Raw genomic sequence first — 14,618 nt, forward strand, 5'->3', positions numbered from 1 at the left:
CCATAACATGAACATAAAATACACGATTAAATTGTCAACAATCAATCAAATTGTCGACAATTTAGACTAAGGTAGTACTTTCTATAGGCGATAAAAACTAATCCAAAAGGACACTAAAAACAATTCAACCACTTGTTATTTATCGATTTAAGCAAAGAAAGAGCCGCTAAACCCTTCCCTACCCTAAAATCACTCGAAACCAATGTGTCGACAACTTATAGACAGACTTGACAAACGCAGAGCACTTTGTGTCGATCTACCTGTTCACCGATAAACAGATATAAAAAAGGCGCACTCATGTGCGCCTTTCATTCATAGACCCCGTTCTAACAAGCCACCTTTACTCAAGCAATCTGACGAGTAACATCTAGGTATTTGCTGATATCAACGAAATCAATTTGTTCCGGCTTCAGATACTCTTCTGCATAACGCAGGTGAGTGCCGCTGGTTAAGAACAATCTAAACAGTTCGATATCGAGATGCTCGTCCAATGCCATTTTATACATGATGTCGACAGCAACACTGATTGGCTTAGCCTTCTTATAAGGCCTATCTGCAGCGGTTAATGCCTCAAAAATATCAGAGATCACCAGAATACGTTCTGGGATTGAGAGGTCATCACCAGTCAGCTTCCTTGGATACCCTGTACCTTTAAGTGTTTCATGGTGAGTTGAAGCGTAGCGAGGAACACGACTTAGCTCTTTCGGGAATGGCAGGTTCTCAAGCATCTTAATCGTGCCAAGCATGTGCTCGTTTATCTTAAATCTATCTTCAGCAGTCAATGTACCGCGTGCAATACTCAGATTGTAGACTTCGCCTAGGTTGTATAAGTGCTCAGGCACATCCATTTTAATTTGATGTTTCGGGTCAAATTCTAACGGCCTATCTCTTTTCACTATGTGCTCTGGCTTATCACTCAAAAGTGGTTCTGTGGCTGGTAAACTTGAACTCGGATCTCGATTCATTGCCTCTATCGGTGATAGACCAAGTTGATCATCAAAGTGACGCGTCCAGGTCGTCTCAGCTATCGAGCGAATACGAGTGACTTTGTCATCACTCATGAACTCACCACCAACGTTCGACGTAGCGATAAAGGCAAAGTCATCTTGTAGCTGCTGCTTCGTTGCCGTAAGTTCATCGGCTATCAGTTGCGTTGATAGCGTACCATCAAGTTGTTTTCTCAAAGCGGTGATTTCCGCATCACGCCAAAGTACTTCAAATCGAGTTCTCACCTCGTGGATTCGGTTGTAGTTCGCTTCTAACTTCGTACCTTTATCGACGATGTGTTCCGGTGTCGTGATCTTGCCACAATCATGAAGCCAAGCCGCAATTCTAAACTCACGGCGTTCGTCATCATTTTTAAACTCAAAGTCTTTGAAGTGCTCAGACTGCGATTGTTCCGCCGCGTCAGCCAGCATCAAGCCGAGTTCTGGTACACGATTACAATGCCCTGCCGTATAAGCGGACTTATCATCGATCGCTTGAGCGATGAGCTTGATAAACGACTCAACAAACGCCTCTTGCATCTGTTCATGTCGTTTAATCCCCATAGCCATATCTTTTACAGCAACAGATAATTCCCACACTTCTTTGATTCGAGTATCAAGAATTGTCACGTTGTCATAATCACGCAGCTTAACCTTATGAGTCTCTTCCTCTAATTGGCGAATTGGATGCACTATCGGCGCACCAAAAACCCAAGCAATAGGCAACGTCAAACTCATCAGTAACACCGTTACACCAACAGAGGTTGCTAGACGTTTATTGACTGTACTGAAGACTTCAGATTCGGGAATCAATACCGCAAAATACTCAGAGTAGTGTTCGCCCGTGTCTATTTTCTTTAAATAGAGATGCTTGATCTCGCCATTCAACTCTACCCTTACCATACTGCCTTCAACCGTTGCTTCCTTAGTCAAATCATAAAGTTCAGTATAAGGAACCGTCGTATTCGTATTAAAGCCGGTATCATGCAGCCACTTTTTCGCTAAGGTATCAAGTTGTTCATCACTTAACCTGCCGATAGCTTTGTCAATAATTGGAAGCAATTGCTTATGCTTGCTCTGCAACACCAAATGGAATTGATTTGAGTAGTTCTGTTTTAGATCTTCTAGAGCCCCATTTACAACAAGGCCTGGTTGGAAAAACCTATCTAATGCAAACGAGAGTACGGGTTCAGCGTCTAAGAATGCAAAGTTCTCTCCGCTTTCAATTGAATCAAGTGCGGACTCTAGGTTTTCAAACTCAACTAAATCAATATTCGGAAAGTCTTCCCTTAGATTAGGAATAATTGACCACCCAGATAAAATGGCCACTTTTTTATCCTCAAGCTCGGCATAATTAGTAATAATCTTCGCGTCTTCTCTGGTCACGATAGCAAACGGTAAATCATAGATTGGAGTGGTGTAGAGGCCGGTTATGCCATTATTTTTATAATTTTGCACCGATTGCAGCCCATCTATAGTTCCTTCTTGAAACTTATTAACAAGCTCTCCCCAAGAAAAACCATTCACAAATTCAAACCTGATCCCAGTCATACCACCAATCATTTTGAGAAGGTCTATCGCATAGCCGTCTGGTCTTCCCGCCACTGAAAAGTCCATCGGCCCCCAATCATTTTGATTAGACACTAAAAGCGGAGGAGTATCATTAACCAAGGCTTTTTGCTCAGATGATAGCATCAGTTTTGATACATCAAACTCCGATTCCTGATTATTAACCTTGAGGTTAGACGCAATAATGTTACCCGATTTCGAATATAAGAAAGACTCAACCTTACTATCTTCTGCTAATCCAAGCGCCGTACCTGATAATTTGTTAGCCAAAGAAGACAGCACAATATCAATACCAATCACATGTTGAATTTCAGATTCGATTTTCGACTCAAACGCTAAAGAATAAGTTTGTCCGGTAATTTGTAAATGCTGAAAAAGATATGGCTGAGTTTTTTCGACCGACAGAACATTGGCAGCAACATACCAAGGCCTGGTCGTTGGAAAGTAGTTGCTCTGCTCCGTAGTTGAGCTTCTGAGGGAAAACTCTTGGTCAAAGTATTTCGTTGTCCGGACTCGCTCCTGCCCTATATTTTGAATCTCAACCACAACCCAACGATCCGTTTGTTGTGCTCCTATTTTTTCTCTAACGACAGGGGCAGATTCTAGGTTAATAATTTGGAAGAAATTTTCATCGGATGAGCCAATGTAAATACTATAAAAGAGAGGGTTATCTTTAATGGCTTCAGAAAGAATACTACGCGACTCTTCTTTCGATATTTTGTTACTGATAGATCGTTTCACTGTAGCAAGTAAACGCGCGGTGTTGGCTGCGTCAGAGTCAATCGCGCCGATATAATCACTCAGGTCATGAGATACCATCGTCAACTTTGACAGAGTATTCTCCGTCGCCATTTTTTTACTGAAGTAGTATTGAAGAGAGACCGCAACCACAGCCGTTAGCACAGTCGCGAGTATGAACATTGTTCCAACGGTAAAGCGTAACGAAATTTTTTTTAATGCCATTATTTCATCCTTGAATAATCGCCAACTCCAAAGTTAACAGCCTAGCGCAATCAATACCGCTTAAGTTGCATATCAACTATAGTAACTCATTATTCCACATCTAAAATCTAACACCTCTATACACCTGACTATTTTGCAGAAATAGTTATCGTAGTCACATCTAACAATATAGACCAACAACCAATGCACTCGAGTAGAAAACGCTAGTTAAATCCAACCTTTGTCAATGAATTCAATCATTCTGAGACAATAACTACGATTTTAGAATCCAGATATCATTCAACAGTAAATGGACAAAAACACGTTACCGTGAACTTTATGAACAATATTAATCCAATGTTCTTTATTCTCAATATCGCCGCATTACAGACATTTCATTAACACACCGTTAACTTTAGCTTCATCTGCTAAGCAATATCCTACTCATCTGTTTAGTAGCTGGAAATAAAACATAAGTTTCTCTCCATTGAAGAGATCCCCTACATAAGGAACGTGAACCATGTTCAAGGCACTGAAACCTACTCTTGCGGCTTCTATCATCGCAGCAACCTTTTCTTTCAACACTTTTGCTGCTGACGTAGAAAAAATCCACTTCCTAATCCCTGGCGGCGCTGGTGGTGGTTGGGATATGACAGCTCGTGGTACGGGTGATGTATTGGTGAAATCAGACATCGTAGAAAATGTCTCTTTCCAAAACCTGTCTGGTGGCGGTGGCGGTAAAGCGATTGCTCACCTAATCGAAACAGCACAACGCCAAGAAGACACGCTAATGGTGAACTCAACGCCTATCGTTGTTCGTTCACTAACAGGTATCTTCCCTCAATCTTTCCGTGACCTAACTCCGGTAGCAGCAACCATTGCCGATTACGGCGCAATCGTCGCTCCTGCGGATTCTAAGTACGACACTTGGGAAGACGTCGTTAAAGAGTTCGAAACCAACCCACGTAAAGTGAAGATTGCTGGCGGTTCAGCTCGTGGCAGCATGGACCACCTTGTAGTAGCGGCAGCGTTCAAAGGCGAAGGTTTTGATGCGAAGAAAGTACGTTACATTGCCTACGATGCTGGCGGTAAAGCGATGGCGGCACTGCTTTCTGGCGAAACACAGCTGCTTTCAACGGGCCTTGGTGAAGTGCTAGAGATGTCTAAATCTGGCCAAGTAAAAGTGCTTGCTGTGACGGCGCCAAAGCGTCTTGATGCTGCACCTAACATCCCAACACTGACTGAGTACGGCAACGAAACCGTATTCGCTAACTGGCGTGGTTTCTTTGCGGCACCTGGCACAAGCCAAGCGAAGATCGACGAGTGGAATGTAGCGCTTGGCAAAATGTACAAAACCGATGAGTGGCAAGTGGTTCGTGACCGTAACGGTTGGATCGACAACTACAAAGCTGACAAAGATTTTTACGCCTTCCTAGAAGATCAAGAAAAACAGATGGGCGACCTAATGCGAGAGCTTGGTTTCTTGAAATAACCAACAACCATAGAGGGCCTATGTGCCCTCTTACTCTTTCCTTGTTTCGCCGTGCATGAGTTAACTTCAAACTCCTTTGTTTATTCGTAGACGTATTACTAACGCTTGCCGATTCGTTGTAAACGCAAGTGGCTGATAAACCAGTACCGTAATTCGCTTACCTTTGGTTAGTGATCCCAGACATTTCATTGACTCGCTCATGTACGGCTTTTTTACTTTTTATACCACCCCAAATGGAGTTGGATATGTCGGACTTACCAACCAAATTTCTGAGTAAGGAATCTTTGCTTTCGAAGGATCGCATCGGAGCCATGATCTTTATGCTGGCGAGCTTGTGCTACGGCTATCAAACCACGCTGATTCCTCTGTTCCCCGGTGACGAGTACGAACCCTTCACAGCAAGAACCTTACCTACCCTTTTGACGTTTATCGGCATTGGCCTTTCGTTGATCCTGCTAATAACAGGACAACCGGATAAGAAAGTCACATGTGACACAACACCGCTGAACTGGAAACTGCTGATTGGCTTCTTGGTGTTAATGGCTCTGTACGGTGTTGGGCTGACTTATCTTGGCTTTGTTTTAGCAACCAGCTTCTTCTTACTTGCAGGCTTTTACCTACTGGGTGAGCGCCGCAAAGCTGTCTTATTTGGCGCGTCGTTTCCTTTCGTTATCGCGTTCTTTCTTTTATTAACTCAAGGCTTAGATATCTACCTAGAGCCGGGTTTAATCTTCACTCTTTGGTAGGGATAACATTATGTTAGACGGAATTTTACAAGGACTTTCGACCGCCGTGATGCCAATGAACATCATGATGGTAATTGTTGGCTGTTTTGTTGGTACCTTTATTGGGATGCTACCGGGACTCGGTCCAATTTCAGCAATCGCGTTGATGATCCCGATTACATACGGCCTAGACCCTTCTTCTGGCCTAATCTTGATGGCTGGTGTGTACTATGGCGCTGTATTTGGTGGCTCGACGTCATCAATATTAATCAACGCTCCAGGTTGTTCTTCAACGGTAGTAACCGCATTCGATGGCTACCCGATGGCACAAAAAGGCCAAGCGGGTAAAGCACTTGCACTCGCGGCTTACTCTTCTTTCACTGGTGGCACACTTTCGGCAATCATGCTTTTGATTGCGGCTCCGGCTTTAGCCAGCGTGTCATTGAGCTTCCAGTCTTCAGACTACTTCGCATTGATGTTGTTAGGTTTATCGGCAGTAGCGGCGTTTGCGGGCCCAGGTCAGGTAATCAAGGCATGGATGATGACTATTCTTGGTTTGATGCTGTCTACTGTTGGCATCGACAAAGGCGTTGGTGTTGAGCGTTTCACGTTTGGTCTAACAGACCTGATGGATGGCTTTAGTTTCCTACTTCTTGCTATGGCAACCTTCGCTTTAGGTGAGACTTTAATGGGTATTCTAAAACCAGAGCAAGACACCAGCGCGGAAGAAAGCCAAAAGATGTCGGATATTGGTAGCATGAAGGTCACCAAAGAAGAGTTCAAAGAAGTGGCACCAGTTTCAATTCGATCTTCTATTCTCGGTTTCTTTACCGGTGTTCTACCGGGCGCAGGTGCCACTATTGCGGCATTCCTAAGTTACGGCATGGAGCGTAGCCTCGCGCCAAAAGACAAGCAGAAAGAGTTCGGTAAAGGCAGTATTCGTGGTCTTGTGGCTCCTGAATCAGCAAACAATGCAGCTTCAAGTGGTTCATTTGTACCGCTGTTAACACTCGGTATTCCGGGCTCTGGTACTACAGCAATTATGCTTGGTGCATTGATTGCCTACGGTATTCAGCCGGGTCCTCGCTTGTTCGTTGATCACCCAGACGTATTTTGGTCGGTGATTATCTCGATGTACTTTGGCAACATCGTGCTGGTTATCTTAAACCTACCGTTGATCCCATATATCTCTAAACTGCTAGCGGTACCAAGAACGGTACTACTGCCAATGATCATTTTCTTCTCAATCACAGGCGTGTACTTGGTGTCTTTCAACACGATGGATGTGTTTGTGATGCTAATTGTGGCAATGGCGGCGATAGCGTTAAGGCTGGCCAACTTCCCATTGGCACCATTACTGTTAGGCTTCATATTGGGCGGCTTGATGGAAGAGAACTTAAGACGAGCATTGATGATCAGCGATGGTGAGTTGAACTTCTTATGGGAACGCCCTATTACGATGACCTTCACTATTCTGGCGGTATTGGTGCTGTCTAGCCCGATTCTAGTGAAACTATTTAAGAGTTTTAGAGCGAAGCCAGTAGAAGTGTAAAGCTTTATCGAATCAACTAAACCTCAACGAAAGGAGCCATTGGCTCCTTTTTTCATTTAAAGCCTCAATTAAAACCAGCGGTTAAAGATGGTAGCAAACTCACAAACCTATCTTTACAACACACATGGCGCTGATATTCATAACAAATTCAAGTAAGGTAACCAGTTAGTTAACGTATTGGATTCTAAAACTATGGATTGGTTGATTCTATTCTTATCAGGGGTGGTTGGCGGTGTGCTTAACTCCATTGCGGGTGGCGGCAGCTTCATCACTTTCCCTGCTTTGTTATTTGCTGGCGTTCCACCAATAGCAGCCAACGCGACCAATACCTTTGCTTCGTGTGCTGGATACATTAGCGGAGCCTACGCTCTGCGCCACGAAATTCAATCTGGTACCAAACAACTCAAGCTCGTTGTGGGGCTATGCGTAATTGGCGGCGGCATTGGTGCATTTTTACTACTACACACGCCAGAAGCGCTATTTACCCAATCCGTACCTTGGTTATTACTGTTCGCCGCTCTGCTTTTTACCTTTGGTGGCACTCTCAACAAATGGCTAAAGAAAGTAACCGCTAAACATAAGCACGCCACCAGCGCAGGGGCGTTCTTTTCCGCTGTATTGCTTTTGATCGTGTGTGTTTATGGTGGTTATTTTAATGCAGGCTTAGGCATTGTGACATTGAGCTACTTGGCGCTGGCTGGTTACACCAACATCAACGTGATGAATGGCATCAAACTGCTTGTATCCGCTTGTGCATCACTTGCGGCGATCGTGTTTTTTATCGTCAATGGTTCGATTGATTGGCCGTCCGGCATGGCCGTTATGATGGGGACACTAGTTGGTGGTTATTACTCGGCAAAAATCTCTCGCCGAATCCCACAACAGTATGTTCGTAACACAGTGATCATCGCGAGTTTCTTAATCACCGCTTACTTTTTCTATACTAACTAGGCTTTATACTAAGTCGGTTTGACACTAATTTAACCCGAGATTGAATCTAATTCTAACTGGAAAACACAGCGGGAAAGCTGACTCTCACATTACCTATGCCGCTATTTTATTGCTTATAAAACAACCGTGTCGATATATGTGAGACGAGTCCTTTAATTAGTAAATTTGATAACAATTTAGACTGTTTTTTAGCCTTTCTTTTAAGGAAAGTGGGATAATTCTCCTGTCGAAAGTGAGACTTCATTAGGAGGCGTTATGAACATTAAACTCGGTCATGTCATGTCATCAAGTCGACTCATTTGCTTTGTCGCTTTTCTTGCTGCCACATTCGCGTGGATCTTAAAAATGCCCGCTCTGTTTTCTGTGTCAGCGCTATTCTTACTGGTCAGTGCGATCGTTTATGTCACCGATCTTTGGAAGAATCAAAGAAAGAACCGCGAAGCTTAGCCAATTACGGTTTAATCGAACGAATTAAAAAAGGAGCTCATAGGCTCCTTTTGTGTTTTTCGCTTATCTAATTAGGCGTACTAATCGTCGACGCCTTATCTAACGACGCCTTCTTATTAACGACGGAAGTTACGACCGTTACCGCCGCGGCGCTCTTTAAATGCAGACGCAGCTTTAGCTTGAGAAGCGTGGATAGACTCAACCGTTAGTTCCATTGGCTCACGAGGCTCTAGCCCATGGCGGAATGTACGTGAACGCGGAGGCATCTGGTATTCGATGTCCGATGCTTTAGGCATGCGCTTGAAACGGTAAAGGTAGAAGTTTTCAACCTTCTCACGAGCCCATTCGGTTTTCTTCAGGTATTTAACTGCGCTTGCCACTGTAGGCTTAGTGTTAAAGCAGTTCATACGCATTGCCGCATCTAAAATTTCCCAACCATAATGATCCACTAATTCAGTGATCATGGTTTCAAGCTTTAAGCCGTGTAGCGGGTTATTTTGTTGCAGTTCGATTCTTTCTTCTTCAGTCATAACATTACCTTTTTCAAGGCAACTAAAGGCCTTGAATTTACTCTAGAACACCGTCATCACTGACCATTTCTAGCTCAATCACTTGGGCATTACATCCATTGCCCTTATTTATGCCTTTATGATGGCATAAAGCATACTCGTTATCCTATTTATCTTTTCATTTAATTTTAAAATGGTTATTTAACGTCCAGATCATCATTAACAGCACTTTAGTTAAGCAATAGCGCATACGCTATTAACTGGCAGACGTATTCGATGCGTTAATGAGTAAAAGAGCCTATAAACACGCTTGGTCACTGAATGAGGTGATGGCCTATATAGAAGCAAACACTGGTTCAATGTTTGACCCAGAGTGGGTTGAAGCGCCTAAACAAAACCTAGACAGCTTTATGGCCATTCGAGATCAATACAACGACGATGTACAACCACATATCATGACCGCCTAAGCGATAATTAGTTGTGTGTTTGAAGTGACCATCTAAAAATACGCAAACCAACAAAAAAGGATGCCACTGAGGCATCCTTTTGTTTTCTAGTTTGCAGCTGAAAGAACAAATTTGTTCTCTACTGATTCTAACTAACGATTATACGTCGTAAGTTGTAGAAGCAGTATCGCCGCCTGTACCAGTCCAGTTTGTGTGGAAGAATTCACCACGTGGACGGTCAGTACGCTCGTAAGTGTGAGCACCGAAGTAGTCACGTTGAGCTTGAAGCAGGTTCGCTGGTAGACGTGCAGTTGTGTAACCGTCTAGGAAAGATAGCGCAGAAATCGTACATGGCATTGGGATACCAGACTCTAGAGATTTCGCTGCTACTTTACGCCATGCCACTAGGCTGCCTTGTAGGATGTTTTTGAAGTACTCGTCAGAACCTAGGAACGCGATGTCTGGGTTTGCTTCGTACGCATCACGTATGTTGCCTAGGAATGCAGAACGGATGATACAACCACCACGCCACATTAGCGCTACGTTACCGTAGTTTAGGTCCCAGCCGTTTTCGTTCGACGCTTCACGCATTAGCATGAAACCTTGAGCGTAAGAGATGATCTTAGAAGCCAGTAGAGCTTGACGTAGTGCATCAACCCACTCTTGCTTGTCGCCTTCAACTGGAGTGATTGTCTTCTCAAACAAAGCTTCAGCTTCAACACGTTGGTCTTTAAGAGCAGACAGGCAACGAGAGAATACAGACTCAGAGATCAGTGTTAGTGGGATACCTAGGTCTAGTGCGTTGATACCAGTCCACTTACCCGTACCTTTTTGGCCTGCAGTGTCTAGGATCTTCTCAACTAGCGCTTCACCGTCTTCATCTTTGTAGCCAAGGATGTCAGCAGTGATTTCAACTAGGTAGCTGTCTAGCTCAGTCTTGTTCCAGTCAGCGAATACTGCTTGCATCTCGTCAGCAGACATACCTAGGCCATCTTTCATGAACTGGTATGCTTCAGTGATAAGCTGCATGTCACCGTATTCGATGCCGTTGTGTACCATCTTAACGAAGTGACCAGCACCGTCGTTACCAACCCAGTCACAGCAAGGCTCACCAGCGTCAGTTTTTGCCGAGATACCTTGGAAGATTGGCTTAACCGCTTCCCAAGCTTCAGCCGCACCACCTGGCATGATTGAAGGACCGAAACGAGCACCTTCTTCACCACCAGATACACCAGTACCGATGAAGTGGATGCCTTTCTCACGACAATGCGCTACACGACGGTTAGTGTCTGGGTAGTTAGTGTTACCACCATCAATGATGATGTCGCCTTCGTCTAGAAGTGGGATTAGGTTTTCGATGAACGTGTCTACAACGTCACCAGCACGAACCATAAGCATCACTTTACGTGGCGCTTCTAGCTTCTCAACTAGCTCTTCTAGAGAGTAAGCACCAACAATGTTAGTACCTTTAGCTGGGCCTTCTAGGAACTCGTCTACTTTAGCAGCAGTACGGTTATGAGCCACAACTTTGAAGCCGTGGTCGTTCATGTTTAGGATAAGGTTCTGACCCATTACTGCTAGGCCAATTACACCGATATCACCTTTCATTATTTTATCTCCTTGCGGCTATTCGCACTTATGCGATAGCACTTGCTGCATTTGAATCTAGGAACCACTCTGTTTCGCCAGTTTTAGACTGGATTTTCGCTGCCGGGTAAGGCAGTTCTGAAGCAGGAGTTGTATGAATTTCTTTAACGATCTCAACTTTACCTGCACCCAGTACTAGGTAGCTGATTCGTTTTGCTGCTTCTAAAACTTTCGCTGTTTTAGAAACACGGATTTGACCAGACTCAGGGTGAGAAGCTAATACAGATAGGTTCTCATCTTGGTAGTTGGTTGCACCTGGGAATAGTGAAGCTGTGTGGCCGTCTGCGCCAACACCAAGCAGAATCCAATCGAATACAGGCGTGCCGTTTTCTGTTGGGATTACGTCTGCCATCTCTTTTGCGAAACGCTCTGCTTCTGCTTTTGGTTCATCTTCACCACGGATGCGGTGGATGTTTTCAGCAGGAAGGTTTACTTGAGTAAACTCTTTTAGTTTTGAAAATAAGAGCGCGTTTGCTTCACCGAAATTGCTTTCAGCGTCGTCTGGTACAACGCAACGTTCGTCGCCCCACCAGAAGTGAAGGTTATTCCATTGAATACCTTCCGCGTATGGCGCCTGTGCTAAAAGTTTGAAAAGCATTTTTGGCGTGCTGCCACCAGACAGTGAAATGTGAACAGGTTTGCCCTGCTCGCTGTATGCTTTCATTTCATTTGCTAGGTTTTCAACAACCAGTTCAGGCGTTGCAAAGATCTTGTGATTGATCATAGTTCGCAGTAATCCGTGTCTGTTAAGTTTTTGCATGGGAAACGCCATGCGCGGCCATCACGTTGCAGAAGTTCATCTGCTTCCTGTGGGCCCCAAGTACCACAAGCATAGCCAAACAGTGCTTGAGGGTCTTGCTTGAAGTCTAAGATTGGTTGAACGTACTTCCAACATGCTTCTACCGCATCGGTACGTGCAAACAGAGTCGCATCACCGTTCAGTGCATCAAGAAGAAGACGCTCATAAGCCGTCAGCATCTGAGTTTCAGGCAAGTCAGAGTAAGAGAAGTTCATTTTCACTTCTTTTGCTTTGAAGCCTGCGCCTGGCTCTTTCAAACCAAAGCTCATCTGAATACCTTCATCCGGTTGAATACGGATAATCAGCTTATTCTCTGGTGCATCTTGACCAAATACTGGGTGTGGCGTGTTCTTAAAGTGAATCACGATTTCAGTCACACGTGTTGGTAAGCGTTTACCTGTACGTACGTAAAAAGGAACACCATTCCAACGCCAGTTATTGATGTGAGCTTTCAAGCCGATGTAAGTCTCGGTACGAGAATCATCCGCTACACCATGCTCTTCACGGTAACCTAGTAAGTGCTGACCACGAACATCTGATGCTGTGTACTGACCTAATACTAAGTCTTTACGCAGATCATCTTCTTCTAATGGTTTCAGACACTGAAGCACTTTAACCACTTCATCACGAATAGAATCAGCGTTAATTTGTGCAGGCGGCTCCATACCTACCATCGCTAGCACTTGCAGCAGGTGGTTTTGGAACATGTCGCGAACTGCGCCAGAACCGTCGTAGTATCCGCCACGCTCTTCAACGCCAAGGAACTCAGCACCTGTGATTTCAACGTATTCAATGAAGTTACGGTTCCACAGTGGTTCAAACATCGCGTTTGAGAAACGAAGCACTAGAAGGTTTTGAACCGTCTCTTTACCAAGGTAATGGTCGATACGGTAGATCTGGTGTTCTTGGAAGTGATGATGGATCTCTTCATCCAACGCTTGAGCTGATGCTAAGTCGTAACCAAATGGTTTTTCGATGATCAGACGACGCCAGCCGTTCGATTCATCGTTAAGGCCATGCGCAGCAAGGTTTGCTGGAATCACACCGTATAGGCTTGGCGGGGTTGCCAAGTAGAACAATGTGTTATGGTTTTCGAATTGGTAGTCTTGCTCAAGCTTGTCTAGACGTTGTGCTAAACGAGCATAGTCGTCTACATCTGAAGTATTGATCGCTTGGTAATGCAGATGTTCAATAAATGCATTCAGCGTCTCTGGTTCAGTTTTTTCCATTTCCTGAAGAGACTTCTTCAGCTTCTCACGGTAAGACTCATCGCTGTACTCAGTACGGCTCACTCCAAGAATCGCAAAGGATTCTGGTAGTTGATTGCTAGCATACAGGTGGTATAGAGCAGGAATTAACTTGCGGTAAGTTAGATCTCCCGACGCACCAAAAATAACGATGCTGCTGTTTTCAGGTATTACCATCATCTTTCCTATAAAAACAAGGTTTTTAGTATTCGCCAAAGGTATCAGCGACATACGAAAATAGATAATAGGTCTTAACTATTACATCAATAGTAAGCGCCTATTAAATTTGAGAATGCGTTTGGTAAACGAGGGTGAAAGCTATCACCTCTATTCGGGACAGTATTGTCTATGACTATTTGATTTACATCAACCACTGTGAAAGCAATCGATTAAATATTGACTCATTTCGAACAAATTCTAATCGATAGTTCCGTTCATTTAACCCACGGGGGAAGCAAATCGGCATTCTCAAACAGTGTAGTCAAGAAAGAACGGTATCTGGTCGGTGGAGTGAGCAATAGGAAAGGGAGAAAAAGGTAAAACCAGCTTATTCAACTGGCTTTATATTCATTTTGATGGTGTCGTGTTTATCTTTGCGCTTTGTTGTAGCAGCGCTCCGGGCGACCTACGGTACCGTAATTTAAGTCTGCGACTAACTCACCAGTGGTAATCAAAAATTCTAAATAGCGTCTGGCGGTGGTTCGGCTAGCACCAATTCGTTCTCCGGCTTCATCGGCGGTAATATTAACAGCATCAGCTTGCTGAAAAATGGCTCTGATCTTATCCAACGTTACGCCATCAATTCCTTTGGGCAAGGTTGATACTTTTCCTGAGTCCGCTTTGGCATTGGCTTGCAGCATCTTATCAACCAAACCTTGGTTCAAATCAGACACGCTTTCGAACTCTTGTAACTGTGACTGATACTTCTTCAGTGCTGCTTCCAAACGAGGAAACATGACTGGTTTTAATAGGTAATCCACCACTCCCCCGCGCATTGCCTGCTGCAGCGTATCCACATCCCGAGCAGCAGTAATCAAGATAACGTCGCAGCCTTGATTGCTCCCTCTTACGTGATTAAGAATATCGAGCCCACACCCGTCCGGCAGGTACACGTCCAATAACACCAAATCAGGTTTTAAGATGTCCAGTTGCATGAGCGCTTCAGACTGTGTGGTGGCAATGCCGACCACGTCAAAGCCACCCATCTGTTCTAAATAACGATGGTGTAGCTCTGCAATCGCAATATCATCTTCAATGACCATGACTCTCGTGATTGCGTTCATTTATGTTCTTCCTTTAACCATGC

11 protein-coding genes and 1 pseudogene are annotated in these 14,618 nt (G+C 44.3%); 6 read left to right on the forward strand and 6 right to left on the reverse strand.

Translation table 11 applies throughout. The annotated features are described in order from the left end of the window. Positions 1 to 344: 344 nt before the first annotated feature. Positions 345 to 3,518: an HD domain-containing phosphohydrolase gene (locus tag AB4161_RS08435; protein ID WP_372083194.1), complete on the reverse strand. Its 3,174-nt coding sequence runs from the start codon at positions 3,516 to 3,518 to the stop codon at positions 345 to 347. A 499-nt stretch (positions 3,519 to 4,017) separates the two neighbouring features. On the opposite strand from AB4161_RS08435, the gene AB4161_RS08440 reads away from it, so the two are divergent. The 5 genes from AB4161_RS08440 to AB4161_RS08460 all read left to right on the forward strand — a co-directional run bounded on the left by AB4161_RS08440 (position 4,018) and on the right by AB4161_RS08460 (position 8,664). Next, the gene (locus AB4161_RS08440) at positions 4,018 to 4,989 is read left to right on the forward strand and encodes a tripartite tricarboxylate transporter substrate binding protein (protein ID WP_017062289.1); all 972 of its coding nucleotides are present in this window, start codon (positions 4,018 to 4,020) and stop codon (positions 4,987 to 4,989) included. Positions 4,990 to 5,234: 245 nt separating this feature from the next. Further along, on the forward strand, positions 5,235 to 5,735 hold the full coding sequence (locus AB4161_RS08445) for a tripartite tricarboxylate transporter TctB family protein (RefSeq protein WP_136982896.1): 501 nt from the start codon (positions 5,235 to 5,237) through the stop codon (positions 5,733 to 5,735). 10 nt (positions 5,736 to 5,745) lie between these two features. Then, positions 5,746 to 7,266 (forward strand): tripartite tricarboxylate transporter permease, encoded by a 1,521-nt coding sequence (locus AB4161_RS08450; RefSeq protein ID WP_372083195.1) that lies wholly within the window; start codon positions 5,746 to 5,748, stop codon positions 7,264 to 7,266. Between the two features lie 192 nt (positions 7,267 to 7,458). Then, positions 7,459 to 8,217 carry a sulfite exporter TauE/SafE family protein gene (locus AB4161_RS08455; RefSeq protein ID WP_372083196.1) on the forward strand — a complete coding sequence of 253 codons (759 nt, stop codon included), beginning with the start codon at positions 7,459 to 7,461 and terminating at the stop codon, positions 8,215 to 8,217. Positions 8,218 to 8,472: 255 nt separating this feature from the next. Beyond that, entirely contained in the window at positions 8,473 to 8,664 is a 192-nt protein-coding gene (locus AB4161_RS08460) for a hypothetical protein (RefSeq protein ID WP_065583598.1), read from the forward strand. A 116-nt stretch (positions 8,665 to 8,780) separates the two neighbouring features. Here AB4161_RS08460 and AB4161_RS08465 read toward each other — a convergent pair whose 3' ends face one another. Beyond that, entirely contained in the window at positions 8,781 to 9,194 is a 414-nt protein-coding gene (locus AB4161_RS08465) for a VF530 family DNA-binding protein (RefSeq protein WP_010438513.1), read from the reverse strand. Between the two features lie 239 nt (positions 9,195 to 9,433). On the opposite strand from AB4161_RS08465, the pseudogene AB4161_RS08470 reads away from it, so the two are divergent. Next, a pseudogene (locus AB4161_RS08470) lies at positions 9,434 to 9,640 on the forward strand (metal-dependent phosphohydrolase); the annotation flags it as partial. A 138-nt stretch (positions 9,641 to 9,778) separates the two neighbouring features. Here AB4161_RS08470 and gnd read toward each other — a convergent pair. The 4 genes from gnd to AB4161_RS08490 all read right to left on the reverse strand — a co-directional run bounded on the left by gnd (position 9,779) and on the right by AB4161_RS08490 (position 14,595). Beyond that, the gene (gnd, locus tag AB4161_RS08475) at positions 9,779 to 11,227 is read right to left on the reverse strand and encodes a decarboxylating NADP(+)-dependent phosphogluconate dehydrogenase (protein WP_017059712.1); all 1,449 of its coding nucleotides are present in this window, start codon (positions 11,225 to 11,227) and stop codon (positions 9,779 to 9,781) included. A gap of 28 nt (positions 11,228 to 11,255) precedes the next feature. Beyond that, on the reverse strand, positions 11,256 to 11,990 hold the full coding sequence (gene pgl / locus AB4161_RS08480) for a 6-phosphogluconolactonase (RefSeq protein WP_017066266.1): 735 nt from the start codon (positions 11,988 to 11,990) through the stop codon (positions 11,256 to 11,258). Beyond that, entirely contained in the window at positions 11,987 to 13,489 is a 1,503-nt protein-coding gene (zwf, locus tag AB4161_RS08485) for a glucose-6-phosphate dehydrogenase (protein WP_017059714.1), read from the reverse strand. The genes pgl and zwf overlap by 4 nt, the downstream gene beginning before the upstream one ends. Positions 13,490 to 13,899: 410 nt before the next feature. Then, positions 13,900 to 14,595 carry a response regulator gene (locus AB4161_RS08490; protein ID WP_017059715.1) on the reverse strand — a complete coding sequence of 232 codons (696 nt, stop codon included), beginning with the start codon at positions 14,593 to 14,595 and terminating at the stop codon, positions 13,900 to 13,902. Positions 14,596 to 14,618 lie beyond the last annotated feature (23 nt).

Origin of the sequence: Vibrio sp. 10N.286.51.E5, from assembly GCF_041469125.1 — a bacterium.
Classification (GTDB): domain Bacteria; phylum Pseudomonadota; class Gammaproteobacteria; order Enterobacterales; family Vibrionaceae; genus Vibrio; species Vibrio crassostreae_C.

Coding starts and splice junctions, on each gene's coding strand:
- AB4161_RS08450 (WP_372083195.1), top strand. CDS start 5,746: ATGTTAGACGGAATTTTACAAGGACTTTCGACCGCCGTGATGCCAATG.
- AB4161_RS08465 (WP_010438513.1), bottom strand. CDS start 9,194: ATGACTGAAGAAGAAAGAATCGAACTGCAACAAAATAACCCGCTACAC.
- AB4161_RS08490 (WP_017059715.1), bottom strand. CDS start 14,595: ATGAACGCAATCACGAGAGTCATGGTCATTGAAGATGATATTGCGATT.
- AB4161_RS08455 (WP_372083196.1), top strand. CDS start 7,459: ATGGATTGGTTGATTCTATTCTTATCAGGGGTGGTTGGCGGTGTGCTT.
- zwf (WP_017059714.1), bottom strand. CDS start 13,489: ATGGTAATACCTGAAAACAGCAGCATCGTTATTTTTGGTGCGTCGGGA.
- AB4161_RS08435 (WP_372083194.1), bottom strand. CDS start 3,518: ATGGCATTAAAAAAAATTTCGTTACGCTTTACCGTTGGAACAATGTTC.
- AB4161_RS08460 (WP_065583598.1), top strand. CDS start 8,473: ATGAACATTAAACTCGGTCATGTCATGTCATCAAGTCGACTCATTTGC.
- AB4161_RS08445 (WP_136982896.1), top strand. CDS start 5,235: ATGTCGGACTTACCAACCAAATTTCTGAGTAAGGAATCTTTGCTTTCG.
- pgl (WP_017066266.1), bottom strand. CDS start 11,990: ATGATCAATCACAAGATCTTTGCAACGCCTGAACTGGTTGTTGAAAAC.
- gnd (WP_017059712.1), bottom strand. CDS start 11,227: ATGAAAGGTGATATCGGTGTAATTGGCCTAGCAGTAATGGGTCAGAAC.
- AB4161_RS08440 (WP_017062289.1), top strand. CDS start 4,018: ATGTTCAAGGCACTGAAACCTACTCTTGCGGCTTCTATCATCGCAGCA.